Below are 25,572 nucleotides of genomic sequence, written 5' to 3' on the forward strand. Positions count from 1 at the left end.
ATCTTGTACTTGGTGTGCTAAATTCTTGTTCATTAGTGCTTATTATTCTTTTATCCAACGGTAGCTGACACCTCCCATAATAACCCGTCCAGGCTGCCCGAGTAGATAACGGCTTGTAAAATTGAATAAATTGTCACCGATCAGGCGGAGGGTCAATCTCCTGTTCATCAGACTCTTTTCTACTGTCATATTCACGAGTGTGTGATAGGGGATAAAAATGTCATATTTGTCGATAAACTGGTTGCCATTATATTCCTGAAAAGGTGTGGCACTTCTGAAATTGACCCGCGCATTGACATTAACGCCCCAGGGTTTATATTCATATTGGGCTTTTGCATTGAACATGTGTCTCGAACGGTCTTCAATACCCCAATAATCCGATTTTTTACTCTGGCGATATTCTCCTGTAGCGGGATCGTTGATCTGGTTATAGGGGTAACTTCCCTTGGCAATACTATCCAAAACACTTAGGTCTTTGGCAATCAGGTATTGATAGCCCATCGACAATTGCAGATCCTTGGTTGCCTGATAGGTCAATGAAACTTCGAAACCCTTATTCATTGCTTTGGGCAGGTTGCGGTAGCTATAGATCTGTGCTACTTTGGTCCCGTTACCCACACTGACTGTGTTGATCTGATTGTTGATCCGATGGTAGAAGACCGAGAAATCGGCCTGAAATCTATTGGACGGACTCCAGGTAAGTCCAATATTGTTTGAAATGCTGGTTTCGGCTTTGAGGTTGCCCGCCACCAAATTGAGCATATAGCTGTTTTTATAACTGAGTTCTCCGGCTTGATTCATGGCTGCAATTACATCGGCTACGCGCTCTGAACCGACGACCAAATAGTTGGCTGCTGGATTGAAAAAGACTTGATAGCGCATTTTATAGTCGGGTGCCTTAAATCCTGCACCAACACCGCCTTTGATGAGTAGTGTGGGGCTGACGTGGTATTGTAGACCCAGACTTGGACTCAAGTGGCCATTGTAGACGTTGGTCTGATCGTAGCGTAAGCCCAGCGTCGTTAATAAGCGGTCTACAGGTTTCCATTCGGTCTGCAAATAGGCGAATGCGCTGTTCAAAGAGCGTTTGGCATCCAGATCTTGGTTGTCCATCCGTTCAAGGCTACCACCTATACCGCCGGTAAGTTTAACCTGTTGTGCAGGGCTATACGCAAACTGCTGTTCAATGCGGTGTACATTCTGACCAAATTGCTCGGCGCTGGCAACAATACCCTGTTGCAACCATTGTGCGGCAATCTGGGAGTGGAAACGCGAGAAATAGTAACGCGTCATACTACGCAGTCCAGAAGCAAAATTATGGTCGTAACTTGCCGAGAGATTGATGTCCTGATCTTTTTGTTTATCCTGTAGCGTGGCCGACTCGGACCAGGCATTGATCATTTCAGATTCCCGGGCTGCATAACGCCCTGTCACGCCCAAAGTGCCATTTTTGCTTGTACGATAGCGTACTCGCCCCTGGAAACTATAGTTCGTATAAGGCGGAAAAGTGGTGCTCTTGGAGTCCAGGTATTGCTTGTCGGTATTAAAACCATCCGTGCGGTAGTAATTGCCCGAAAACACTGCGCTGCCGCGCTGATTAGCAAAAGGTGTCTCAGCTTCCAAAGTGGCATCGACGGTATTGAGACTGCCATAGAGGAGGGAAGCCTGTGCCTGCGGTGTGATAGCACCATGGCGTGTAATGATATTGATCGCACCACCTAATGCGTCACTGCCGTATAAGCAGGAGGAAGCTCCCTTGATGATCTCGATACGCTCAATATTGGTCACCGAAATACGGGACAGGTCAAAGTTGCCACTGTTGCGCCCCAGCATAGGTTGCCCATCTACCAGAACCATCACGTAGTTGCTGCTGAATCCCTGGATCTGCACACCGACAGCTCTGGAGCCTCCGGCGATATCGTTAACAATGGCGATACCCGTCTGTTCTTTTAAAACTTCATCTAGACGACGGCTGCCCATAAGCTCGATCTCCCGTTTGGTAATAACTTTAACGGGCATGGCTGCATTTTCAGCCTTAACGAGATTGTCTACAGCCTGCACTTTACCCTGCACATCAACTACATCCATCTGCCGTTCTTCAGCTTTTAACACAATGGTCAATTGCTGATTTTTGTCTTCCAAATCGATAACTTGACGGTACTGTTGATAACCCATGGCCTGTACCTTTAATTCGTAGCGCCCCGCATAGAGCTGGGTGAATTGAAATCTCCCTGCAGTATCTGTTTTAAAAGCATATTTATCTGGATAAAGATAGATAGTCGCATTGGCGACGCCTTTATTGGATTCGTTTTTCAATACACCGGAGATTTTCCATTTTTCCTGTGCTTGCACAGTGTAGATCTGGCAGGCGCAAAGGGCGATCAGGGTGCTTGTTCGAATAGGTGAGCTGCTTTTAAACACTATTTTTATTTTTAATAATTCTAAATAATGTTACAAAAAAAGGTAATCCTATTGGATTTTTCTCTATGCAAAATGTCATAAATTCTATTTAATCCGTTTTTTATGGACTGAAAAGTAGTTTGGATTTAGTTATATGTTGTTGTTTATTAATGGTTTGTCAGGCTTTTTATGTTGAAGTATGCTGTTCTGAAAGAAATAATATAATTTGTATTTAGACTGATTATTGATTTGTTTTGTACTCAAGTTGAACGGCGAGAGGTAAAACCATTCCTGGTGACCCGCTATCGCCATAGTGGAGATAAAGAATTACAATGAGTAGATTTTATGTTATTATACTGTGTTTTGTGATGCAAATCGGTGGATGGGCGAGGGCACAGCAGAGAATCATTACGTTAAACAGTTCGTTGACCGAAACGATCTATGGACTGGGAATAGGTGAGCGCATGATCGCTACCGATGTGACAAGTATATCGCCCAAAGCAGCAGCGGCCTTGCCGAGGGTAAGTAAGAACCGTTCGGTATCGGCCGAAGGTTTATTATCTTTTAAGCCAAGTATCGTTATTGCGAATGAAGGCGATGTATCCAAATCGGTCATTCAGCAGATTCGTGCGGCTGGTGTGAAATTTGTCTCCATTAAACCAAACTATTCTGTTCCGGGTGCACTTCGTTACATCCAGGAGGTCGCAGACGCCGTCGGTGAATCTGCTGCCGGTAAAAATCTGGTTTCGCGAACAAAATTAAGCCTGGATCATACCATGGAAATGGTGAAAAAGGAAAATCAGGGTAAAGCGGCACCCAAAGTATTGTTTTTATATGCCCGTGGTACGGGTACCATGAGTGTAGCGGGTAAAGGCAGTAGTCTGGATGCGATGATTAATCTGGCTGGTGGTAAAAACGCGGTTCAGGAATTTTCGGATTTCAAACCCTATACAACGGAAGCGCTGGTGCAGGCCAATCCAGATATTGTGTTGCTATTTGATTTTGGCGCAAGTAGTCTTGGGGGGCAGGATGCTATCCTTAAATTGCCGGGGATGCGTATCACGAATGCAGGTAAAAACGAACGTATCTTGGTGATGAATGCCTCGCTGCTGGTCAATTTCAGTAATCGGCTGCCAGACGCAATCTTAGCATTGCACCGTGGATTTGGAGAAATGATGGATTCAAAATAAAGCCGGTGCAAAAGAAACAGAAATTTATTCTATTGACTTTGGGCCTGGTATTGGGTGTCGTCAGTATTGTTGCCTTGGGGATGGGGGCTTACCATATTCCACCCGCTGATATCTTGAGGATGTTGACGCAAAAATTGCACTTCGGAAGTGCGGGAGGTGTGCATAATATGCACGAAGATGTTCTTTTTGAGATTCGTATGCCGCGTCTTTTGCTCGGACTTTTGGTGGGTGCAGCATTGGGTATATCGGGTGCTGCGATCCAGGGTATATTCCGCAATCCCTTAGCGGAGCCCGGATTAATTGGCATTTCATCTGGAGCTTCTCTTTTTGCGGTACTGATCATTGCCTTTGAGACTTTTCTCTTTACCTCTTTGGCTGCTTGGATTGGCTATTATTTATTGGCTTTTGGCGCTTTTGTGGGCGCTGGTTTGACCGCTTTTTTGGTTTACCGTATTGCCAGTAAAAATGGCCGCCCCAATGTGACGACGATGTTGTTGGCAGGTATTGCCATCAATGCCTTTGCGGGTGCGCTGACAGGTTTGATGACCTATATGTCTACAGAGCAACAGTTACGTACCATCACTTTTTGGATGCTGGGTAGTCTTGGTGGGGCTACTTGGGATAACTTAAGGGCTTTGGCGCCATTTATTTTAATCCCGGTGCTAATCTTACCTTTTTTTGGAAAGTCGCTGAATGCCTTTTCCCTCGGGGAGTTGCAGGCGGATCTTTTGGGTATGCGTACCGATCGCGTCAAACGCTGGGTGGTTGTTTTATCCACACTTGCTGTGGGAGCATCCGTTGCGGTATCGGGGATCATTGGTTTTGTGGGATTGATTGTTCCTCATACCGTTCGTCTGATGGGCGGGGCGGATCACCGATTTGTACTTCCTGGTTCATTGTTATTGGGGGCGTTGGTGCTGACGTTGGCAGATGTGATTGCCCGGGTTGCTGTTGCACCCATTGAATTGCCCATCGGCGTCATTACAGCTTTATTGGGTACACCGGTATTTTTGTATATTTTAATCAAAGATAAATAGTCTTTTGGCAGAGGCTTTAAAAATAATTGCATTATGCTACGTGTAGAGAAGATCAACTACGAAGTAAACGGACGAAAGCTCCTGAAGGATATTACCTTTCAGGTACGTAAAGGTGAAATTCTGGTAATCCTCGGAGCCAATGGCGCTGGTAAATCGACGCTGATGGGGGTGCTTTGTGGTGAAAAGAAGCCGGATTCGGGTGCTGTTCATCTCAATGGCAAGGCGCTATCGACATACGAACCTGCGGCTTTGGCGAAATGTAGGGCTTTACTGAGTCAACAGCAGCAGATGACATTGAGCTTTAAGGTAGAAGAGATCGTGCTGATGGGTCGGTATCCGCATTATAGGAATACGCCCAAACAACAGGACTATAAAATCGTGGCCGAAACCATGGAACTTTGTGGAGTATCTGCCTTTGCTGAACGGGATTTTTTGAGCCTTTCCGGCGGTGAACAGCAGCGTGTTCATCTGGCACGTATCCTGGCGCAGATATGGGATACTCCAGATGCACTGTTGTTATTGGACGAACCTATTTCTGCATTGGATCTGCATTATCAGCAGAAAGTACTGGCCATTGCACGGGCACTTGCCCGAAAAGGATTTATGGTGGTGCTGATTGTGCATGACGTCAATTTTGCTGCCATGTATGCCGATCGAATTCTGATGCTCAAAAATGGCCGCAAGCTCTTTCATGGTACCCCAGTGGAAGTGTTGGCCCAAAAGGAGATCTATACCATCTTTTCGGTCGAGTCCAGTGTCATTATGAATCCAAGAACATTGAAACCTTATGTTCAGTTGGAGGAAATGGATATTGACTTGGATTAATCCTGTTATTTAGAAAGATTATAAATAATTTTAGAATACCATCTTATTTCGTTAATTTTAACTGCTTCAGGCTTATTTAGGATTTGTAATCATGTTGGTGAAAAGTAAAATAGTAGAGTTGGCAGATTGGCTTTTTGAAGAAGAAATTCCGGATGGCTATGTTCCCGACAAACCTTTGGTCGAAAATAGGATATCCATATCCAAAGATCCGGTCCATATGGAGAATTTTCAGCTATCGACTTCAGGATTGTTTATCTTGCATTCGAAAATGCAGTTTGATCGGCCAGTGCAGGTTCTTACGGAGATCGAGGGCGAGACCATAACCAGCCAGTTTATTTTCTTTAAGCCGACGGATAGCAAATTGCCTTACGGCATGAGCCGGCATAATATACGCTACATTCCCTCGGTCAAATCCATCCATGAAGTGGAACCCGGTATTGAATACACGTATTTTATAGCTGTTATTTCCAAAGAGTATTACCTCAACCTGATCAAACGCGAGTCGTTATTGCATCAGCAATTTGTGCATGAGATCGAAAAAGGCGAATACGTTTCCTTCTCAGAAGAAGATCTGATGGCGACCTATGAGATGCAGCATACCATAACCGAGCTGATTGAATCTAAAAAGAAAGGGGAGATCCGTCGACTACATACCGAGTCGCGTGTTGTTGAGCTGCTGATGTATCAGTTTGAGCAATACAATGAGAAAACGGAAAGCAATGATTCGCTCTTTCATGAGGAGGATGTGCAAAGGTTGGAGATGGCACGGCAGATTCTTGAACAGCGTATTGCCAATCCGCCGACGCAAAAAGAACTTGCCGCGGAGGTGTTGACCAGTGAAAGCAAATTGCGTAAGGACTTTAAGGAATATTTTTCAGTGACCATTCACGACTACCTTACACGGGTGCGGATGGAAAAAGCCAAAAGTTATCTGCTCGAAGATAAAATGACTGTCTATGAGGTGGCCTTGTTGACGGGCTATGGTCACCAGAATAATTTTAGCAGTGCTTTTAAAAAATATTACGGAATCTCTCCCGGGGAGCTCAAGATGTAATATAAACTGCTGCTTGGATTAGTTTCTTCTGATCGGGAAGATATGATCGTCCGAAATAGCATAACTTTGATATAGGGAAGACAGGTCTTTGCTGTCCAATCCCGTAAAAGTACTAAAAGCGGGAAGGATAATCTGATGAGTAGATACCAGAAAACAGGGTAGGCGAACCTTCCGTTTCGGTGGAATAACCAGGCTGATACCCGGATGGATATGTCCACTAATCCGAAATGAAGAGGAATCTGCTGCATCAGCGGGATGGTGTTTAAATTGGATCTGTTGCATTTCGAAAACTTCTTTGTGATGCTCTATACCGAAGCGAATGCCCATTTTTTGCGATAGGCGGTCGTGATTGCCTTTGACAAGATGAAGGTGGAGCTCAGGGTGGCGTTGTCTGAATGATTCCAGTAAAAGTACTTCCTGATTGATGCCGGCGTGAATGAGATCGCCGACAACGATGATTTGCTTAGCTTGATAGTACGCTATTAGGGATTCTAATCGAGTAAGGTCCGTTATGGCGGTATCCATCGGGATAGCAATGCCATGCTTCCTGAAATGTGCCGCTTTGCCCAGATGTAGGTCAGATAAGATTAACGTTTTTTGGTCTTTCCAGTATATAGAGCGTTGTGTGTTAAGGGTTAATTCCTGTTTATTGAAGGTAATTGTTTGTTCTCCGATTTTCATTTTCTGCGCTTCTTTTTTTGAGCATTGGTCTTTTCCATGCGTTGAATCCGTTCAATCAAGGCTTCGCTCGACAGGGATTGCCGGAGGCTATCCACTTTTATCGGAAAGCTCAATGGCGTATACTCTTCGACAAAGGTATAACGTATTTTGCTCTGATTGATCCTTTCGAATGCATTTATTAACCGATGTTCTTCCAGTTGCTGGTTGAACACTTCGGTAAAAAGCCTGTTTGAGCAAAAGGTTAGTGGATCGTGTTCCATCAGTACGCGGAAAATAATCCCTGATGAGGCCTGTAATGATTTGTTGTTTTGCTGGGTGCCCGGATAGTTCTGCACAACCAGTCCCGAGATGACAGCGATATCCCTAAATTTGCGGCTGGCCATTTCTGCAGAGTTAATACTACTGATCACATCTTCCATCAAATTGCAGCGGCTCAATACCTGTTCGAGCTGCATTTGACTGAGCAGAATTTCCTTATCGGAATAGAGTTCGAAGCCATAGTCGTTCATGGCCATGGAAAAGCTGATCGGGTACAACTTGCTGATGCGGTAGGCGACAAGCGCTGCCATGACTTCATGGATCAATCGGCCTTCCAAGGGGTAGAAAAATAGATGATGACCTTCTCTGGTTTTGATATGTTCGACGAGGAATTCCGCTTCACTTGGCACGGCTGAAAGTTCAGCCTGTTTTTTGATCAGTGGCGCCAGGAAATGAAGCTCTTTTTCACTGGAAGGAGCGCTGGCTGCTGCAGCCAATTTTTTTCTCAGGAAATGGCTCAAATTGGACGATAAGGGAAGTCTGCCACCGAGCCAGCTTGGAGTAATGGCTTTACCCGACGAATTTCTTACGAATACGGTCATTTCCTTGACCATCGCTACTTCGAGTATCCGCCCCGCAAGGATAAAGCGTTCACCTTTTTTTAGTTTGCTAATAAAATATTCTTCGATCATGCCGATGTAACCACCGGAGAGAAACTTCACGCGCATCATGGCATCACCGACAATGGCACCTATATTGAGTCTATGGAGCAGTGCAAGACGACGGTTTTTGATGATCCATTTGCCATCTTCATCTTGGATAACCTTGTGAAATTCTTCGTAGCGTTTTCCAATTTTTCCACCCGCGGTAATAAAATACATACACCATTGCCATTCTTCCGTTTCCATGTAGTGAAAGGCATGGGTATTGGCGACGATTGCATGCAGTTCTTCCGAACGAAATCCACCGCCCAAGGCGATGGTTACCATGAATTGAACAAGCACATCGAAGGTCTGAACCATGGGATCCCGGTTTTCGATCGTCTGCGTTTTTACGGCCTCCTTCAAGGCGGCGACCTCGATGAGCTCCAGGGAATGTGTGGGGACGAAATAGATCGTGGACGTTTCAAATGGACTATGTCCACTTCTTCCAGCGCGTTGCATAAATCGAGCTACACCTTTACTGGAGCCAACCTGTATGACTGTATCTACAGGTTTGAAATCTACCCCTAAGTCCAAGGAGGAGGTTGACACGACCGCTTTAAGTTTGCCGCTGCTGAGATTGTCTTCGATCCATTCGCGGATATGGGCGTCAATGGAGCTGTGATGCAAGGCGATTTGTCCGGCAAAATCGGGGTGAGCCTGCAGCAGCAATTGGTACCACATCTCACTTTGGCTCCGTGTGTTGGTAAAGAGGATCGTACTTTTGCTGGCAAGTATAATCGGGACGACCTGATCTACGAGGTTGCCGCCGAGATGCCCTGCCCAGGGAAGCAGTTCCACTGTGCTGGGGAATATCGGTTTGATGGCAATTTTCTTTTTCTCCTTGGCAACAATCTGGATACGTTTTGCAGCGTGTGGAAGCAAAACTTCCATCGCTTCTTCAAGGTTTCCGATGGTGGCTGTGATACCCCAAACGCGTAGGTTTTTTATATATGCTTTCAGAAAGGAAAGTGCCAGTTCGACCATTACGCCCCTTTTGTTGCCCATGAGCTCGTGCCACTCGTCTACCGTCACACATCGGAGATTTTTAAAATATTTATCGCGTTGTTTTTGAGCAAGCAGTAAGTGCAGGCTTTCTGGAGTAACGAGTAAAACGTCAGGCATGGAGCGGGTTTGCTGCGCTTTGATCTTGGGATCGGTGTCACCATTACGCACCTGTACGATCCAGTCGAGTCCAATTTCGTCTATTGCTGTTTGCATGGCCCGCGCCAGATCTTTGGCCAAAGAGCGTAGGGGTGTAATCCAAAGGAGCTTTAGCCCCTTTTGATAGTGTTCCGGATGATTGAGGAAGTCCATCAGTACGGCCATAAAAAGGGAGAAAGTCTTCCCAAACCCTGTAGGCGCGATGACCAGCCCGCTATATCCTTGCGCATATTTTTCCCAGGCCTTGGTCTGGAAGCTAAAAGGGGCGTTTCCCTGCGATTTAAAATAATCACTGATTATTCGAAAACCGTCACTATATGCTATTTTTTCGTTCAATGTGTATGAGACTATGCCTTATTGTATCAACTTTTTAATATCTTCAAGACTATCGATCTCTGCGGCGGTCTTGTCTTTTCGCCAGCGTAATATCCTCGGAAAACGTAGCGCGACACCCGATTTATGACGTTTGCTGTATCCAATGCCTTCAAAGGCAATTTCAAAAACTAGTTCAGGTTTAACGGTTCTTACGGGGCCGAATTTCTCTAAAGAATTTTGTTTCACAAAGCGGCTAACTTCTAGAATTTCCTTGTCTGTAAGACCTGAATAGGCTTTTGCGATCGTTACAAGCTGATCGTCATCCTTTACGGCAAAAGTATAATCGGTATAATGGGCACTTCGGCGGCCACTTCCTTTCTGTGCATAAATGAGGACAGCGTCTATGCTCATGGGGTTTACCTTCCATTTCCACCAGTCGCCTTTTTTGCGGCCGGCGTGATAAGCGGAGTCCTTTTTCTTGAGCATAAGTCCTTCGCTGTTGACCTCGCGCGAGTTTGCCTGAATGTCTTGTAGCGCGGGCCAATCTGCTGCATGTATCAAAGGTGACAGCTCTAAAGCACCTGGAGGATTTGCAGCATAGCACTGTTCGAGCAACGTACGTCTGGACGTGAGAGGCTTATTGCGCAGATCGATGCCATCCAGTTCGACAATATCATAAAGGTAGACTGAAATAGGTACTTCTTCACGCAGTGACTTTGGAATGTTCTTTCGGTTGATTCGTTTTTGCAGTTCGGAAAAGTTGAGGACACGGCCGTCTCTGACAGCTAGGATTTCGCCATCAAGCACAAAATTTCCTTTCCACTGATGGAGGGCCTCGGTAATTTCAGGGAACTGCGCTGTCACGAGTTCCTCGCCGCGAGACCAGATATGTATTTCATCTTCGCGCTTGATGAGCTGGCCACGTATACCGTCCCATTTGTATTCTGCCTGCCATTCGTTGAGAGAGCCTAGGTCTTCGGGGGCCTTTTCTAAAGGATAAGCAAGGCAGAATGGATAAGGTTTGGAGCGGTTGGTATCGCTGTAAGCGCCATTGACGAGTTTGTCGAATTCTACCGCATGCGGATTCCATTCGCCCATGATACTATGCGCTACAGCGCTTGCTTCAGTGTTGGTATACTGCGCGATTGTATTGATTAATCCCTTATCGGAAACTCCCAGTCTAAAGCTGCCGCCGAGCAGTTTATTGAAAATGAAACGCTCTACGGTATTTAGTGCATTCCAGGAATGAAGGACAAAAGCCTTTTTTTGGGCTATACTGTCATCCCGGATGGCAATGATCTCGTCCATCCATTCACTCAGGCTTTTTTCGATCTGCTGTGATGGTGGTGGGAGCAGCAACGATAAGGTCTCGGCCAGATCGCCTACGGCAGCATACGATTCTATAAATAACCATTCGGGGATTCCGGTGATTTCTAAGGCCCATGTTTTAAGATCCTTGATCGCGATGCTTCGTTTTGGTCTTTTGCCGGTCATCAGGGCAAGAAACCAAAGTTTGTCTTTTTCGGAAGCCTGATTGAAAAAAGTTAAAATAGCTTCTTTTTTCGAATTGGTCTTATTGCTGCTGTCAAGCGCATGGATCAATGTAGCAAATTCTTTCATAGGCTATTCTGTGGTTTGGCTTTGAGGGTCCTCTTCATCTCCGTATTGCGTTTTAACTTCTTCGGCCTCAATACCGATTTCATTCAGATATTTGGCAAATGTTGCTGTCTGTCCGTGTGTGACATATACTTTTTCGGCAGCGCTACCACGTACCGCCTGCAATAAGCCCTGCCAGTCGGCATGATCGCTGATCGCAAAGCCGGCATCAGCGCTGCGCCATCGCCGTGCCCCACGGATTTGCATCCATCCGGAGCAGATCGCATGGGCAACATGCGGTATTTTCTGTAGAAGCTGGCTGTCTAGCAGAGCAGGCGGTAGCAGCACAATTTGATTGTCAAGCTGTTTGAGCTCCGATTTTAAATCGGCGATGCGGTAATTTGGCAATTTTATACCTGCCTGACTATAGGCTTCGTTCAGCTTGGCAATGCTGTAATGAACGTATACGGGCCCCATCTCATGAACAGCGTTGAGAATGCGCTGCGATTTTCCAAGGGAATAACCGATAAACACAGAGGTTTTGTTGTTGCTCTGATTGGTTTTAATCCATGTCTGTAGGCTTTCATTTTGCGCTTCTACGGAATCCCAACGGTAAATAGGGAGGCCGAATGTACTTTCTGTAATAAGTTCATGGCACTTTATGGGTTCGAACGGCGAAGATAAACCATCGTCCTGAATCTTGTAATCGCCCGTAAAGACGACAACTTTACCTTTATGTTCCAGGCGTATCTGTGCAGAGCCAATGATATGGCCAGCTGGATGTAAGGAGACCCTGACTCCATTGATGTATACCGCTTCGTTGTAGCTAAGACCTTGAACCTGAATGTCTGGACCTATGCGACTTCGTAGGATATTGACCGTAAAATGGTGGCATAAGTATTTCTTCATTCCCCAATGGGCATGATCTGCGTGACCATGGGAGATGACTGCCAAATCAACTGGTTGCCATGGATCAAGATAAAACTTGCCCGGAACACAGTAAATACCTTTTGATGTAAAACTTATCATTATTCATTAAAACAGGGTTTCGTGGGCTAAAGTTTTACTTATTTGCTGTCTTTTCAATTTACTGTTGTCTTTGCGTATTAATGTTGGGGGTATTCAGTTAATTTTTTTAGATTTGTTAATCTTGATGCTAAGTTTTAATACACTATGATATTAATTGTCGATGATAATCCGGATAATATTTATTCTTTACAAAAATTGCTGGAATCCAAGAATTTTAAAGTTGATACCGCTCATTCTGGGGAAGAAGCTTTAAAAAAGATCCTAAAAAATAATTATGCATTAATCATATTGGATGTTCAAATGCCGGATATGGACGGCTTTGAAGTCGCCGAGAATATCGCCGGTTTTAGTAAGACAAAGGAAACACCGATCATATTTTTGTCTGCGGTCAATACAGATAAAAAATTTATTACGAAAGGCTATGATTCCGGTGGTTTGGATTATGTCACCAAACCTGTTGATCCGGATATTCTAATGCTGAAAGTCAAGACGTTTTATCGCCTTTATGAGCAGACGCAGGCATTGAAATATGTTCAGCAGACCTTGGAGCTTGAAGTGGAACGACGAAAGCAGGCGCAGCAGGAGCTTCGGTCTAAATTGGACTATTTACATACGCTTTTGGAGTCGCTTCCTCAAATTGCATTTACTTGTGACAAGAGCGGTAATATTGATTTTGTCAATGGCCGTTGGTTTGAATTTTCTGATGATGCCACTATTTTTCCGCAGACTTACCCTGGTGACCGGCCTATCGCTGCCGCGCTTCACGGTAGCCTTCAGTCAGGTGAACCTTTGGAGATGGAAGTCCGTTTGAAAAAGACCCATTGTGGAGAGTATTCATACCAATTGTTGCGGGTGTGGCCAATCTTGCAAAATAGTGAAAGCAACTGGATAGGAACTTTCACCGATATTGACGCACAAAAGCGGGCGGAAAAAGAGAAAGATGAGTTTCTGAGTATTGCCAGTCATGAGTTGAAAACACCGTTGACAAGTATAAAGGCCTATATGCAATTGCTTGACCGCAAGTTGAAACTGGAAGAGGAAAGTGCTGAAGCAAGGTATGTTCATCGGGTGCAAGGACAAATAGATAAACTCAACAGCCTTATATCGGATCTTTTGGATCTATCAAAAATTGACAATGGGAAGTTGCTTATTAATAAAAAAGTATTCTCACTTGAGCATATGGTAAAAAGTGCGGTTGATTCCATTGTTCAGACGCATGACCAAAGCAGCATGAAGCTTATTCGAACCGGTGATATCACAGCGGTACAAATATACGGTGATGAGATCCGTCTGGAGCAGGTATTGGTTAATTTCTTGACGAATGCATACAAATATGCGGCGGGCACGGAAAAAGTCATTGTAGATTGTACGGTTGTCGACGATGCTGTGAAGATCAGTGTAATCGACTTCGGCATTGGGATACCCGTGGAAAAGCAAGCTGATGTTTTTGAGAAATTTTATCGTGTGGAAGAAACATCATTTGACTTTCAAGGGCTCGGGATAGGCCTTTACATCTGCGCCGAAATTATACGAAGCCATCAGGGAACGATTGGTGTAGAGAGTTCGGGCGAGCGTGGTGCAACCTTCTATTTTACCTTACCCTTAAATTAATTTAAGAATGCCAAATAGTAAGACACTCAATAATCTAACGTGGGGGATCGGTTTTTCATTAGTCGTGCTGCTTATTAGTTCTACTGCATCATACATTGGTATACAGGAGCAAAATAGGCATCGCCAGGAGCTTGCGGTAACAAGAAAAATAATCAGCACTTCAACTAGTTTACTAGCTTCGTTACAAGGTGCTGAAACTGGAAACCGGGGCTTTCTTCTGACTGGTAAAGAAAGCTATTTAGAGCCTTTTAATAATGCCTTGGAAAGTTTGCCCAAAGAATTGCAGGAGATAGAAGCCCTCACCAAGCAGGATCCGGTGCAGAAGGTTCGAGTAGACAGTCTTGTAATTGCAGCAAAATGGCGGCTCGACATTTTAAAGGAATCAGTTGCAACGAAGAGAAGGGGCGGCGTTTTCGGCTTAGCACAATTGGATGAGAGTAAAATGGCTATGGATAAGTGCCGTGCAATTATCAAGGTTATTAATCAGTATGAGGACGATAATATCGATAGGAAATCGGCTAATTTGGATAATTCTTCGTTTATCACAACCTTGTTTATTGTTATCAGTGCCTTACTTTCTCTTATTATTACCAGCTATTTTTATTTTAGGTTACGTGCCGACTTCTTGAAGCGTGCAGCACTCGAGAAATCATTACGTGAGAAGGATGAAGGTATTTCTAGGCGCTTAAATTTGGTTCAGAAGATTACCAATCGAATCGCATTGGGGGATTATGATGTCAGGGCAGAGGAGGTCGGAGACGATGATCTCGGTGAAATTGCGAAAGCCGTCAATAGGATGTCGAAGGCGTTGAAAAAATCATTTGAACAGCTAACAGATAATGATTGGCTTCATGCGGGCTATGCCAAACTTTACACTGGATTGATGGGAAATAAGAGTGAGCAAACAATTGCTGCAGATTCCATCAAAAGTCTTGTGGATTATACCGGTGCTATCAGTGGCGCGATCTATATTTTTAACGATGACAAGTTGGAACTTTCAGGAGCATATGGTTTGGATATGCAGACACAGCGATATTTTTTGCCGGGAGAAGGCTATATTGGGCAGGTATTTGTTGACCGGGAATCTAAGACACTTCATAATCTGAATGCAACGGATTACGTGGTTAGTTTTGCCAATGGAAAGATCCATATGCAGCATATTGTTTTCTTACCGATGCTGGTTGATGACCACGTGCTGGGCGTATTGGAAGTTGGTCAGATGGATAGTTTTACTACGGTAGAACAGACATTTTTGAATGAATGTGCCCGACAGATTGGGATTGCACTAGTTTCAGCAAAAGGAAGGGCAAAAATCCAGACATTGCTGGAGGAAACACAGGTACAGTCTGAAGAGCTATTAACACAACATGCCGAGCTTGAAAGTTTAAATACTGAATTGGAGGCGCAAACATTGCGTTTGCAGTCTTCAGAGGAAGAGCTTAAAGTACAACATGAGGAACTGATGCAATCCAATCAAGAATTAGAGGAACGCTCGCGATTGCTTGAAGATAAGAACTTAATGATTGCCGAACGGAATCAGGAAATTCAACAGAAAGCCGAAGAGTTGGCGTTGAGTACTAAATATAAATCCGAATTTTTGGCTAATATGTCCCATGAACTCCGTACACCGCTCAACTCGATATTACTGCTATCGCGTTTGCTATCGGAGAATGTAGAGGAAAACTTAAATTCAGATCAGATTGAATCAGCTAAAGTCATTCAAAGTTCAGGGACGAGTTTGTTAACCTTGATCGATGAGATTTTGGACCTATCGAAAATTGAGTCCGGTAAAATGACCTTAGATTATGCGTCGTTGGATCTGCATGATATTTTGTCCGATTTGAATAGCCTGTTTTTACCCATTGTAAAGGAGAAGGGGTTGGCTTTTAAGACGACTGTCAGTGCTAAGATCGCACCTCGCTTTGAGGGAGATCGGCTTCGCATCGATCAGGTACTCCGTAATTTGATTTCAAATGCGATTAAATTTACCAAAGAAGGCGAAGTACGTCTGGAAATCTATGAAGATCCAAGTGATCACGATCGATTGGTATTCGCTGTTGTCGATTCGGGTATTGGTATACCACTTGAAAAGCAGAAAATTATTTTTGAAGCCTTCCAACAAGCTGATGGCTCGACGAGGCGGAAGTTTGGCGGTACTGGCCTAGGACTTTCTATTAGCCGGGAGATTGCACGTTTGCTTGGTGGAGAGATCAGATTGGAAAGCGAAGTGGGTAAAGGTAGTACCTTTTTGTTCATTATTCCGAAGTCCAAAGTTGAAGTCAAAGAGATATTGACCAAGGAGCAGCAATTGGTTGAGGAGATATCTTCGGAAGTAGAAGAGGTGATTGAGATTGTTAAAGAAGATACCTATAATCCGGTCACAATTAGGATCCCCGAGGAGATTCCAGATGATCGAGATACGGTTGCAGAGGGAGACAAGGTGATTTTGATTGTGGAGGATGATGTTAATTTTGCCAAGGCACTCTTGAAATATACACATACACAAAACTATAAAGGTGTAGTTGTTGTTCGTGGTGATCATGCACTCCCTGCAGCACAGAAGTATCATCCAGCTGCTATTCTGCTCGATATTCAATTGCCAATCATGGACGGATGGGCTGTCATGGATCAATTGAAGGGCAATAAGGCTACGCGGCACATTCCGGTTCATATCATGTCTTCGCTTGAGGTGAAGAAAGAAAGTTTATTAAAAGGAGCAATCGACTTTATTAATAAGCCTGTTGCGTTGGAGCAAATGACTTCGGTATTCCAAAAAATTGAATCTGCCTTAAGCCGTTCACCGAAGAAGGTACTTATTGTTGAAGAAAATCCAAAGCATGCCAGTGCACTGTCTTATTTCTTAAGTAGTTTTAATATATCACTTGAAGTAAAAGATAATGTAGAGGAAAGTATTACTGCTTTACGCACGGCAGATGTGGACTGTGTGATTCTGGACATGGGGGTTCCTGATGAAATGGGCTACCATACGTTAGAAGCAATCAAACAACATGAGGGATTAGAGAACCTGCCGATCATTATCTTTACAGGCAAGAACCTGTCCAAGGCTGAAGAGTTGAAAATTAAGAAATACGCAGACTCCGTTGTTGTAAAGACGGCCCATTCTTATCAACGGATTCTAGATGAGGTCGGCTTGTTTCTTCATTTGATTGAGGTTAATAATTCAGACGACGCCAGAAGGAAGAACAATGGGCTTGGAGCTTTGACCGATGTATTGAAGGGCAAGAAGGTCCTTGTTGCTGACGATGACGTCAGGAACATCTTTTCAATAACCAAAGCATTGGAGAAATTTCAAGTGAAAGTAATTCCTGCAATGGACGGTAAAGAAGCGTTGGAAGTATTGACATCAGGAGAACCTATTGATATTGTATTGATGGATATGATGATGCCAGAGATGGATGGCTATGAGACTATTAGGAATATCAGGCAACATGTTGATTATGCAAGATTACCAATCATCGCTGTTACGGCGAAGTCGATGATCGGCGACCGAGAAAAATGTATTCAGGCAGGAGCTTCGGATTATATCTCGAAGCCGGTAGATATCGATCAGCTCTTGTCTTTATTGCGTGTGTGGTTATATGAAAATTGAGGACAACTGATATATGGATCAGAATAAGGTAATATTAATTGTGGACGACGATCAACGCAATATTTTTGCATTGCGTTTGACGTTGAAAGCGAAGGGATATCAAGTATTGAGCAGCACGAGTGCGAGCGAGGCTATCGAGATCTTGGAGACGAATAAAGGTGTAGCGCTGATATTGATGGATATGATGATGCCAGAAATCGATGGCTATGAGGCGATTCAGCTGATCCGCAATTCGAGTTTGCTGGGCAAAATTCCAGTTATTGCCGTGACAGCGCAAGCGATGAGTGGAGACCGGGAGAAATGCTTGGAAGCTGGAGCCCAGTCGTATGTCTCGAAGCCGATTGATGTCGATAAATTGATAGGTGAAATTGAACGGTTAATCTAAATGTTGGGCTATAGTATCATAAAAGACCATGAAATAGATATTTTGCTTGAAGATATCTATCGCGACTACGGGTATGATTTTTTGCAGTATAGCCGTGCATCAATGAAGCGGAGGATTAATCGGCTTATGACGAATGACCGTTTGGCAAGTTTTGCTGAACTTCGTTTTGTATTAAAAGACAACCCGGCATTTTTGCAGCATTTTGTTGAAGAGATTACTGTTAACTTGACCGAGATGTTTCGAGATCCCTTATTCTTTCGTCAACTGCGGGAGGAAATTCTCCCTCAATTGGGGACATATCCATTGATCCGTGTATGGATTGCAGGATGCTCCACAGGAGAGGAAGCTTATTCGATGTCCATTTTGCTAAAAGAGGCTAATCTGTATCACAAGTCATTGATCTATGCAACGGATATTAATCCTCGGGTACTCGATATTGCCCGAAATGGTGTATATCCATTGAGCCAGATAAAATCTTTTTCCGAAAATTATATAGAATCTGGAGGAAAACAGGACTTTTCGAAATATTACACAGCAAATTATGAATGGGCAAAATTCGATGCCGATCTTAAGCAAAAAATGATTTTATCTACCCATAATCTGGTATCAGACACATCATTTAATAGCTTTCAATTAATCCTTTGTCGGAATGTTTTGATCTATTTTAATAAAGATTTGCAGGAGCGTGTTTTTAAATTATTTGACGCGAGTCTAGAAAATTTAGGATATTTGGCATTAGGTAGTAAAGAAACCATACGATTTTCAGGTATTCAGCATAACTTTACAGCTGTAGGGGATCAAAAAATTTGGAAAAAACTTTATACCTTATAGGGGATTGCAGGCAGGCATGAATCTTTTGTGCCTCATGTAAAACAATGACGGTATATATATACTATTTTCTATGAGTAAAACAAAAACGGTGTTGATATTTGAGGACGATACCATTATTTTGGAGGTTATAACGGTTGTTTTGACAGATTTGGGGTTTCACGTTGAAGTTTCGGAAACTTCACATGATATTATCCAAAAGGTGGAATCTGCAGAGCCCGATCTTGTTTTAATGGATAACTGGATTCCAAACATCGGTGGGGTTGAAGCAACCAGATTGCTTAAATCAGATCAGCGTTTTAGCCATATTCCCGTAATTTACGTGTCGGCAAATAACGATATTCAATCCCTGGCAGATCGTGCCGGAGCGGATGATTTTCTATCTAAACCTTTTGATTTGGAAGATTTGGAAAATATTGTCAATAAATATATTGTATAGATCAATTTAAGGTTAGACTTAAAGGCTGCAAATCTCCGGTTCTCGCAGGTTAGTTTAGTCGATGGAAGTATGCTGGTCTATTCCAGCATCAATTAGCTTTTGATCTATTATGTATTTGGTGAAAATGTATCGGTGATCTGACTACCAGGTATTTAGACCTTCCTGTAAAATAGTGTTATAGGTCTCCACGTTGAATTTATAGAGATCAGGAGCTTTATGGGCTCCGCCTTTCCGCTGTTCGTCAAGTTTTTGGAGGATACCCATATTTTTCATTTTACGATAAAAATTGCCACGATTAAGTTTCTTACCAAGCACTGTTTCATAGAGTCCTTGCAGGTCGGTCAGCGTAAACTTGTCTGGTAGCAAATTGTATCCTATTGGTTTATAAGAAAGCCGCTCGCGAAGAGTCCGGAGAGCCTTGTTGATGATTTTGCGATGATCCATGGTGATATTGAGCTCAGTGATGTCCCTAAAGTCGATCCACTGACAAGTCTCACTTAAGGAATCAGGTTGAGGAATTACGTGTTTGTAGTTTACCAGCGCGTAATAACCAATTGAAATAAATCGCTGTTTGTTCCACAATGTGTCTGGGTAATCTGCAAAGGATTGCTGGCTGCGCTGTGGGCATCCAAATACCGCAAATTCTTCCAAGAATATATCCTTCACACCTGAGCGTTCATAAAGTACGCGTTTGACCGCCTCGTCCGTATCTTCCTCTTTTCCTACATAGCCACCAGGCAGAAACCATTCTTTATTATAATTCATTTTTAGCAAAAGGATTCTCAAAGAACCTTGGTCGAAGCCAAAGACGACGGTATCCACAGAAATGTGAGGTAGAAATTTTTCATAGCTCTCTGCTGATGCGTTAATTAGCTGTGTTCTGAAATCCATATAACTGCTGTCTTTGGGTTAATATTACAAAAAAATATCGCAATGGGAGGTAAGTTGCCGGATAAAACTCGAACAATTCCTTATGCAAAAATTACATAAGGTGCTTTTTTGATAAATCAATTTACTGGTAATTAGTTGTTTGTGTTATTTTGTTGATTTTATTTTGTAATTGAACAAAAAGATTGTACACTTGTATTGCTTCATTATGAAGCAATGTAAATAACTGATTATAAAGTGTTAAGCCAAATGTTTTATTAGCCTTCAGGCGAATGTTTGACTACGAACTCATGTATTAAACGAACAGATTTTATGAATGTAAGAAACCTACTATTCGCTTCATCTTTCAGTCTATTTTTAACTTTTTCAGCACAAGGCCAAGTTTATCAAAAGATTGAGAATCAGTATGGCCCTGTTTTGGGGTATTCAACAACTTCGGGCGTGAAGATCCTAAGTATTGCTGGAAATAAATTTAAGGATCTCAATCGAAATGGAAAATTAGACCGTTATGAAGACTGGCGTTTGACAGCAGAGGAGCGAGCCAAGGATCTCGCCTCAAAATTGTCTGTTGATCAGATTGCTGGGCTTATGTTGTATAGCAGGCATCAAGCTTTACCGGCACCGGCCTTTGGATTTATGGGAGGCACTTATCAAGGAAAAAACTATCAGGAAGGTCTAGTTTCACCTTGGGCTCTGACCGATCAGCAGCGTGAGTTTCTGGAGAAAGATGGGCTGAGGCATGTCCTGTTGACAGCAGTAAAAGATCCGGAGACCGCTGCCCGCTGGAATAATGAGTTGCAAGATTTTGTGGAAGGCTTGGGATGGGGGATTCCGGCGAATAATAGTTCCGACCCACGTCATAATGCTGTTGTCAGTGCAGAGTTCAACGCTGGGGCAGGGGGGCAAATTTCAATGTGGCCGGATGGGCTTGCGATGGCGGCGACATTCGATCCAGCTATCGTCAAACGTTTTGGGCAAGTAGCGGCTTCGGAATATCGATCCTTAGGCATCACGACGGCATTATCACCACAGATAGATTTGGGTACCGAACCGCGTTGGTATCGTATCGGTATGACTTTTGGAGAGAGTCCCGAGTTGACAACAGCAATGGCTAGAGCTTATATCGATGGTTTTCAGACATCGAGTGGAAAAGACGAAATTGCCTTAGGCTGGGGCTATAAGAGTGTCAACGCTATGGTGAAACATTGGCCCAGTGGTGGGCCAGAGGAAGGTGGTCGGGACGGCCATTGGGCTATTGGAAAATTTGCGGTATATCCAGGGGATAACCTGAAGCAACATATTATGCCATTTGTCAATGGAGCTTTCCAATTGGCTGGAAAGACGAGCAAGGCTGCCGCAGTTATGCCTTATTATACGATTTCTTTTGGTCAGGACAAGAAAAATGGTGAAAATGTGGGAAATGGTTATAGCAAATATTTGCTTACAGACTTGCTGCGTGGTACTTACGGTTACGATGGTGTGATCTGTTCGGACTGGTTGATTACGGGGGATGAAGCACCTAAGCCTGATGGATTTGCAGGCAAACCCTGGGGGGTAGAACAGTTGTCGGTGGCCGAGCGCCATTATAAGGCATTAATGGCAGGCGTAGATCAATTTGGTGGCAATAACGATAAGGCTCCTGTATTGGCCGCTTATGAATTGGGCGTGAAAGAGCACGGACAGAATTTTATGCGGCAACGGTTCGAGGCTTCTGCCAGAAGGCTTCTGTTGAATATTTTCCGAGTAGGACTATTTGAAAATCCCTATTTGGATGTCAAGCAGAGCCAAGCTACCGTTGGAAATCCGCTCTATATGAAGGAGGGCTACGAGGCACAGGTGAAGTCAGTTGTTTTACTAAAGAATAGTGATCAGCAATTGCCTATTCGTGGACGGAAGAAAGTTTATGTTCCGAAGATGTATAGTGCAGCAATGAAAGATTGGTGGGGAAACTATACACCGGCACGATTGGAATACCCTGTCAATATTGATCTCTTGCGGAAATATGCAGATTTAACCGATAACCCTAGTGAAGCTGACCTTGCAGTCGTTTTTGTACAGAGCCCGATCAGTTCCGAAGGTGGATATAGCGAAAGAGATCGCAAGAATGGTGGAAATGGCTATGTTCCGATTTCCTTGCAGTATGGCACTTATACAGCCTCAGATGCAAGAACGGAGAGTATTGCCGCAGGTGATCCTATAATCGATCCATCGATTAAGAATAGGTCTTATAAGAATAAAGTGGTGACTGCTGCGAATGTGATGGATCTTCAAACGATATTGGATACGAAGGATATGATGAAGGGGAAACCTATTTTGGTGTCTGTGACAGCAAACAAGCCCATGGTATTTGCCGAGTTTGAAAAGGAGGTATCAGGTATTATCCTAAATTTTGGTGTATCAACACAGGCTGTATTGGATGTTATGTTTGGAAAGTACGAACCTTCCGGTCTATTGCCTGTTCAAATGCCCGCAAACATGGCTACAGTTGAGAAACAAGCTGAGGACGTGCCTTTTGACATGGAAGTCTATGTTGATCAAGCAGGACACGCCTACGATTTTGGTTATGGTTTAAACTGGTCGGGAGTCATTAAAGATAAACGCGTAGGAGCGTTTGTGAGGAAATAATAGGGGCAATTTAAAAATGAGAAGGGGAGATAGGTTCAAGCTTGCGTATGTATCGTGGATATTTTGAGATTGATGTATAAAAAAAGCCCCTTTGTGTCATACAGAGGAGCTTTTAAGTACGCCAATCAGGATTCGAACCTGAGACCGTCGGTTTAGAAAACCGATGCTCTATCCAGCTGAGCTATTGGCGCGTCGTTTTCGGTAATGCAAAAGTAGACATTTGTGTTATATTTCCAAAATATCACTGACTTTTTTTTGTGGTTTTTCAATAACTGATTGCTTTTCAATAAGATTATTTTATTGATCTAGGTCAAACAAATTGAATAAAACTGCTGTTAACTTTGTGTTGTTAAACAAATAGAAAAAAACATAAAATTATGGCACAAGGAAAATGGGAACTAGACGCTGCACATAGCGAGATAGAATTCAAAGTAAAACACATGATGATTACAAACGTTAAAGGAAACTTTGACAGTTTTAAAATAGATGTTGACGCCGAGGGCGAAGATTTTAAAAATGCCCTTGCGAAAGTTGTTATTGACACGGCATCGATTAATACACGTAATGAGCAACGTGATGGTCATTTAAAAAGTGCAGATTTCTTTGATGTAGAGAAATATCCAGCAATTACATTTGAAGCAACGAGCTTGGAGAATAATGAAATTAAGGGAAATTTGACAATTCGTGACGTTTCTAGACCGGTGTCTTTCGACTTGGAATTTGCGGGTATCCAAAAAGATCCTTGGGGAAATACGAAAGCTGGATTTATTGTAGAAGGCAAAATCAAACGTTCAGAATTTGGCCTTAATTGGAATGCGGCGTTGGAAACAGGAGGGGTAATGGTAAGTGACGAAGTAAAATTTAGTGCTGATATTCAGTTTATAAAAGCTCAATAAGCGCAATATATAAAATAAAATTTGGTGGGAGTGTGAAAATTCGTACTTTTGTCGCGGAGAGTTGGCAGAGTGGTCGAATGCGGCGGTCTTGAAAACCGTTAACTGTCACAGGTTCGGGGGTTCGAATCCCTCACTCTCCGCAGAAAGGTGTTTTTAAAGTTTTTAAAAACCATCAAAAAAAAGTTAAATCTCGCAAAATCAACGATTTGCGAGATTTTTTTTGTTTATGGAGATTCGCAAAATCTTCAAAAACACTCTAAAAGTTTGTGGCACATATGTGGCACTTTTTGCATTTTGAAAAAGGTGCCACAGAATGTGGTTTAAGTGGTTGATTTTCAACTTGTAAATTACTTTAACGTCTTGATTACTTTAAGTCTAGGTTCGACATTTATAACAATTAAAAAGTTTTATTATGTTAGAACAAAGTTATGGACTTAATTTCTTCCTCAAGAGTCCGAAAAACAAAAAACAAGCAAAACGACTGATCTATATCAGGATCAGTGTAGATGGAGTGGCCAAGGAATCTTCCACCAAAAGAAAATGGGTACCTGGGAGATGGAGCCAGCAGGACGAAAGGGCTACTGGCCTCAAAGAAGACGCACGGGAACTAAACTTTTTCCTTGACTCACTGACCACGAAAGTAAATAGCTTCAGGACTGAATTACTGAATCAGGAAAGACCGGTCAGTGCTGTTGATTTGATCGATTATGTCAATGGGAAGTACAAGAAGCGCAATAAGGTTCTGGAGGAATTTCAAGAGCATAACGAAGAGGTTGCGGCTCTTGTGAAACGGGGAGATTATTCTGAAGGAACACTTGAAAGGTATACAACAGCACGTTCACATGTTAAAGAGTTTATCCGGTTTAAGTACAAGGTCGATGATTTACCATTCGCCGCGTTAAACTACGAATTCGTTAAAAATTATAACCATTATTTGCGGACAGTTCGAAATTGCTCTAACAATACTTCATTAAAGTATATCAGTAATTTTAAAAAGATTGTACTGAGAGCGGTCGCTAAAGACATCATTCCAAAAGATCCTTTTAAATTATTTACCGGTAAGAATGTTAATAACATTTGATGTATTTAATGATCGATACTTAATCCAATAAGACTATTATCTTTAATGTTGGTGCTATATTGTTTATTGCGTCTTTCCTTGTTTTCCTAAAAGAAGCACAACGATTGCCATCACAGCGGCAAGTGGATATAATGGTGATATTGACCCCTCTGCTGGACATACTGACCCCTCTGTTTAGGATTTCTTCAGTCCAACTGATGACCTGACAATATTACTTCTTTTTTCTTAGACTTTCGCCTTTTAACTCAATTCTATATGAGCCATGAATTAGCCTATCGAGTATTGCATCCGCAATTGTATCTTCTCCAATTACATCATACCAACTTGCAACCGGTAGCTGGCTTGCAATCACTGTAGATGCCTTAGCATGTCTATCTTCAATTATTTCCATCATGTCCAATCTTTGATGCTGGTCTAGGTTTACCAGGCCGAAATCGTCAATAATAAGAAGGTCTGTTTTTGATATTTTATCCATTAACTTATGTAGCGTACCTTCCAAACGAGCCATTTTCGTCTTTAGAAGTAGCTTTTGCAGATTAAAGTACAGTACCTTATAACCTTGTGCACAAGCTTGATGACCTAAGGCAGAGGCTAGAAAACTCTTCCCGCAGCCTGTAGCGCCACTGATCAGTATCGGATCTCCTTTTTTGATGTACTCGCCCGTAGCTAGGGCAGTGATCATTCCCTTATCCAACCCTCTGGTAGCTACCATGTTTATCTCTTCTATTGAAGCCTGATAGCGGAACCCCGCATTCTGCTTAAGGCGGTCAAACCGCTTTTCGTCCCTTTCATCTGCTTCTGCCTGCAACAATAGGGTTAACCCTTCAGAAAGAGTGAGTTCAGTGCTCCGGCGTGTTTCGTTCAGAGCTTTCCAGTTACGTTCCATACCGTGTAGGCGTAACGCTCTCATTTGTGTTTCAATGTTCATTTTAGTGTATTTATATCATGTATTATGTTCA

19 protein-coding genes and 2 tRNA genes are annotated in these 25,572 nt (G+C 43.1%); 13 read left to right on the top strand and 8 right to left on the bottom strand.

The genetic code is table 11. The features are described 5' to 3' along the window. Positions 1-42 precede the first annotated feature (42 nt). Entirely contained in the window at positions 43-2,421 is a 2,379-nt protein-coding gene (locus DTA23_RS10480) for a TonB-dependent receptor (protein ID WP_239468874.1), read from the bottom strand. A 311-nt stretch (positions 2,422-2,732) separates the two neighbouring features. Here DTA23_RS10480 and DTA23_RS10485 point away from each other — a divergent pair, with 311 nt between their 5' ends. The 4 genes from DTA23_RS10485 to DTA23_RS10500 all read left to right on the top strand — a co-directional run bounded on the left by DTA23_RS10485 (position 2,733) and on the right by DTA23_RS10500 (position 6,506). Next, positions 2,733-3,590 (top strand): heme/hemin ABC transporter substrate-binding protein, encoded by an 858-nt coding sequence (locus DTA23_RS10485; protein ID WP_112374655.1) that lies wholly within the window; start codon positions 2,733-2,735, stop codon positions 3,588-3,590. Between the two features lie 5 nt (positions 3,591-3,595). Next, a complete protein-coding gene (locus tag DTA23_RS10490) occupies positions 3,596-4,627 on the top strand; it encodes a FecCD family ABC transporter permease (RefSeq protein ID WP_239468873.1) in 1,032 nt (343 codons plus the stop codon). A gap of 33 nt (positions 4,628-4,660) precedes the next feature. Further along, on the top strand, positions 4,661-5,452 hold the full coding sequence (locus DTA23_RS10495; protein ID WP_112374656.1) for a heme ABC transporter ATP-binding protein: 792 nt from the start codon (positions 4,661-4,663) through the stop codon (positions 5,450-5,452). A 91-nt stretch (positions 5,453-5,543) separates the two neighbouring features. Next, positions 5,544-6,506, top strand: coding sequence for a helix-turn-helix transcriptional regulator (locus DTA23_RS10500; RefSeq protein WP_112374657.1), 963 nt, complete (start codon positions 5,544-5,546; stop codon positions 6,504-6,506). Between the two features lie 18 nt (positions 6,507-6,524). Here DTA23_RS10500 and pdeM read toward each other — a convergent pair whose 3' ends face one another. From pdeM to DTA23_RS10520, 4 genes are read right to left on the bottom strand one after another with little or no spacing between them, the layout of a single operon-like run. Then, positions 6,525-7,187 carry a ligase-associated DNA damage response endonuclease PdeM gene (gene pdeM, locus DTA23_RS10505; protein ID WP_112374658.1) on the bottom strand — a complete coding sequence of 221 codons (663 nt, stop codon included), beginning with the start codon at positions 7,185-7,187 and terminating at the stop codon, positions 6,525-6,527. Beyond that, positions 7,184-9,646, bottom strand: a complete 2,463-nt coding sequence (locus DTA23_RS10510) for a ligase-associated DNA damage response DEXH box helicase (protein ID WP_256603366.1) — start codon at positions 9,644-9,646, stop codon at positions 7,184-7,186. The genes pdeM and DTA23_RS10510 overlap by 4 nt, the downstream gene beginning before the upstream one ends. Before the next feature lie 18 nt (positions 9,647-9,664). Beyond that, positions 9,665-11,245 (bottom strand): ATP-dependent DNA ligase, encoded by a 1,581-nt coding sequence (locus DTA23_RS10515; RefSeq protein WP_112374659.1) that lies wholly within the window; start codon positions 11,243-11,245, stop codon positions 9,665-9,667. Between the two features lie 3 nt (positions 11,246-11,248). Further along, positions 11,249-12,250: a ligase-associated DNA damage response exonuclease gene (locus DTA23_RS10520; protein ID WP_112374660.1), complete on the bottom strand. Its 1,002-nt coding sequence runs from the start codon at positions 12,248-12,250 to the stop codon at positions 11,249-11,251. A gap of 144 nt (positions 12,251-12,394) precedes the next feature. On the opposite strand from DTA23_RS10520, the gene DTA23_RS10525 reads away from it, so the two are divergent. From DTA23_RS10525 to DTA23_RS10545, 5 genes are all read left to right on the top strand, one after another. Continuing rightward, complete coding sequence (locus DTA23_RS10525; protein ID WP_112374661.1) at positions 12,395-13,861, top strand: hybrid sensor histidine kinase/response regulator; 1,467 nt, start codon at positions 12,395-12,397, stop codon at positions 13,859-13,861. Between the two features lie 7 nt (positions 13,862-13,868). Further along, positions 13,869-17,471, top strand: coding sequence for a response regulator (locus DTA23_RS10530; RefSeq protein WP_112374662.1), 3,603 nt, complete (start codon positions 13,869-13,871; stop codon positions 17,469-17,471). Between the two features lie 13 nt (positions 17,472-17,484). Beyond that, positions 17,485-17,856 (top strand): response regulator, encoded by a 372-nt coding sequence (locus tag DTA23_RS10535; RefSeq protein ID WP_112374663.1) that lies wholly within the window; start codon positions 17,485-17,487, stop codon positions 17,854-17,856. Then, positions 17,857-18,687: a CheR family methyltransferase gene (locus DTA23_RS10540; RefSeq protein ID WP_112374664.1), complete on the top strand. Its 831-nt coding sequence runs from the start codon at positions 17,857-17,859 to the stop codon at positions 18,685-18,687. Positions 18,688-18,757: 70 nt separating this feature from the next. After that, the gene (locus DTA23_RS10545; protein ID WP_070566459.1) at positions 18,758-19,123 is read left to right on the top strand and encodes a response regulator; all 366 of its coding nucleotides are present in this window, start codon (positions 18,758-18,760) and stop codon (positions 19,121-19,123) included. 141 nt (positions 19,124-19,264) lie between these two features. On the opposite strand, the gene DTA23_RS10550 is transcribed toward DTA23_RS10545, so the two are convergent. Further along, positions 19,265-20,014, bottom strand: a complete 750-nt coding sequence (locus tag DTA23_RS10550; RefSeq protein ID WP_112374665.1) for an NUDIX hydrolase — start codon at positions 20,012-20,014, stop codon at positions 19,265-19,267. 309 nt (positions 20,015-20,323) lie between these two features. On the opposite strand from DTA23_RS10550, the gene DTA23_RS10555 reads away from it, so the two are divergent. Beyond that, positions 20,324-22,636: a glycoside hydrolase family 3 protein gene (locus tag DTA23_RS10555; protein ID WP_112374666.1), complete on the top strand. Its 2,313-nt coding sequence runs from the start codon at positions 20,324-20,326 to the stop codon at positions 22,634-22,636. A gap of 117 nt (positions 22,637-22,753) precedes the next feature. On the opposite strand, the gene DTA23_RS10560 is transcribed toward DTA23_RS10555, so the two are convergent. Continuing rightward, positions 22,754-22,827: transfer RNA gene (locus DTA23_RS10560), tRNA-Arg, on the bottom strand. Between the two features lie 186 nt (positions 22,828-23,013). Here DTA23_RS10560 and DTA23_RS10565 point away from each other — a divergent pair. From DTA23_RS10565 to DTA23_RS10575, 3 genes are all read left to right on the top strand, one after another. Beyond that, positions 23,014-23,532: a YceI family protein gene (locus tag DTA23_RS10565; protein ID WP_046676084.1), complete on the top strand. Its 519-nt coding sequence runs from the start codon at positions 23,014-23,016 to the stop codon at positions 23,530-23,532. 55 nt (positions 23,533-23,587) lie between these two features. Continuing rightward, a tRNA-Ser gene (locus tag DTA23_RS10570) sits at positions 23,588-23,672 on the top strand. A 272-nt stretch (positions 23,673-23,944) separates the two neighbouring features. After that, positions 23,945-24,613 (top strand): phage integrase SAM-like domain and Arm DNA-binding domain-containing protein, encoded by a 669-nt coding sequence (locus DTA23_RS10575; protein WP_112374667.1) that lies wholly within the window; start codon positions 23,945-23,947, stop codon positions 24,611-24,613. A 211-nt stretch (positions 24,614-24,824) separates the two neighbouring features. On the opposite strand, the gene istB is transcribed toward DTA23_RS10575, so the two are convergent. Then, positions 24,825-25,541: an IS21-like element helper ATPase IstB gene (gene istB / locus DTA23_RS10580; RefSeq protein ID WP_076350964.1), complete on the bottom strand. Its 717-nt coding sequence runs from the start codon at positions 25,539-25,541 to the stop codon at positions 24,825-24,827. Between the last annotated feature and the right edge of the window lie 31 nt (positions 25,542-25,572).

The sequence above is a fragment of the Sphingobacterium multivorum genome (assembly GCF_900457465.1).
Classification (GTDB): Bacteria; Bacteroidota; Bacteroidia; order Sphingobacteriales; family Sphingobacteriaceae; genus Sphingobacterium; species Sphingobacterium multivorum.

Coding starts and splice junctions, on each gene's coding strand:
- DTA23_RS10555 (WP_112374666.1), top strand. CDS start 20,324: ATGAATGTAAGAAACCTACTATTCGCTTCATCTTTCAGTCTATTTTTA.
- DTA23_RS10485 (WP_112374655.1), top strand. CDS start 2,733: ATGAGTAGATTTTATGTTATTATACTGTGTTTTGTGATGCAAATCGGT.
- DTA23_RS10520 (WP_112374660.1), bottom strand. CDS start 12,250: ATGATAAGTTTTACATCAAAAGGTATTTACTGTGTTCCGGGCAAGTTT.
- DTA23_RS10515 (WP_112374659.1), bottom strand. CDS start 11,245: ATGAAAGAATTTGCTACATTGATCCATGCGCTTGACAGCAGCAATAAG.
- DTA23_RS10525 (WP_112374661.1), top strand. CDS start 12,395: ATGATATTAATTGTCGATGATAATCCGGATAATATTTATTCTTTACAA.
- istB (WP_076350964.1), bottom strand. CDS start 25,541: ATGAACATTGAAACACAAATGAGAGCGTTACGCCTACACGGTATGGAA.
- DTA23_RS10545 (WP_070566459.1), top strand. CDS start 18,758: ATGAGTAAAACAAAAACGGTGTTGATATTTGAGGACGATACCATTATT.
- DTA23_RS10575 (WP_112374667.1), top strand. CDS start 23,945: ATGTTAGAACAAAGTTATGGACTTAATTTCTTCCTCAAGAGTCCGAAA.
- DTA23_RS10535 (WP_112374663.1), top strand. CDS start 17,485: ATGGATCAGAATAAGGTAATATTAATTGTGGACGACGATCAACGCAAT.
- DTA23_RS10530 (WP_112374662.1), top strand. CDS start 13,869: ATGCCAAATAGTAAGACACTCAATAATCTAACGTGGGGGATCGGTTTT.
- DTA23_RS10565 (WP_046676084.1), top strand. CDS start 23,014: ATGGCACAAGGAAAATGGGAACTAGACGCTGCACATAGCGAGATAGAA.
- pdeM (WP_112374658.1), bottom strand. CDS start 7,187: ATGAAAATCGGAGAACAAACAATTACCTTCAATAAACAGGAATTAACC.
- DTA23_RS10495 (WP_112374656.1), top strand. CDS start 4,661: ATGCTACGTGTAGAGAAGATCAACTACGAAGTAAACGGACGAAAGCTC.
- DTA23_RS10550 (WP_112374665.1), bottom strand. CDS start 20,014: ATGGATTTCAGAACACAGCTAATTAACGCATCAGCAGAGAGCTATGAA.
- DTA23_RS10540 (WP_112374664.1), top strand. CDS start 17,857: ATGTTGGGCTATAGTATCATAAAAGACCATGAAATAGATATTTTGCTT.
- DTA23_RS10500 (WP_112374657.1), top strand. CDS start 5,544: ATGTTGGTGAAAAGTAAAATAGTAGAGTTGGCAGATTGGCTTTTTGAA.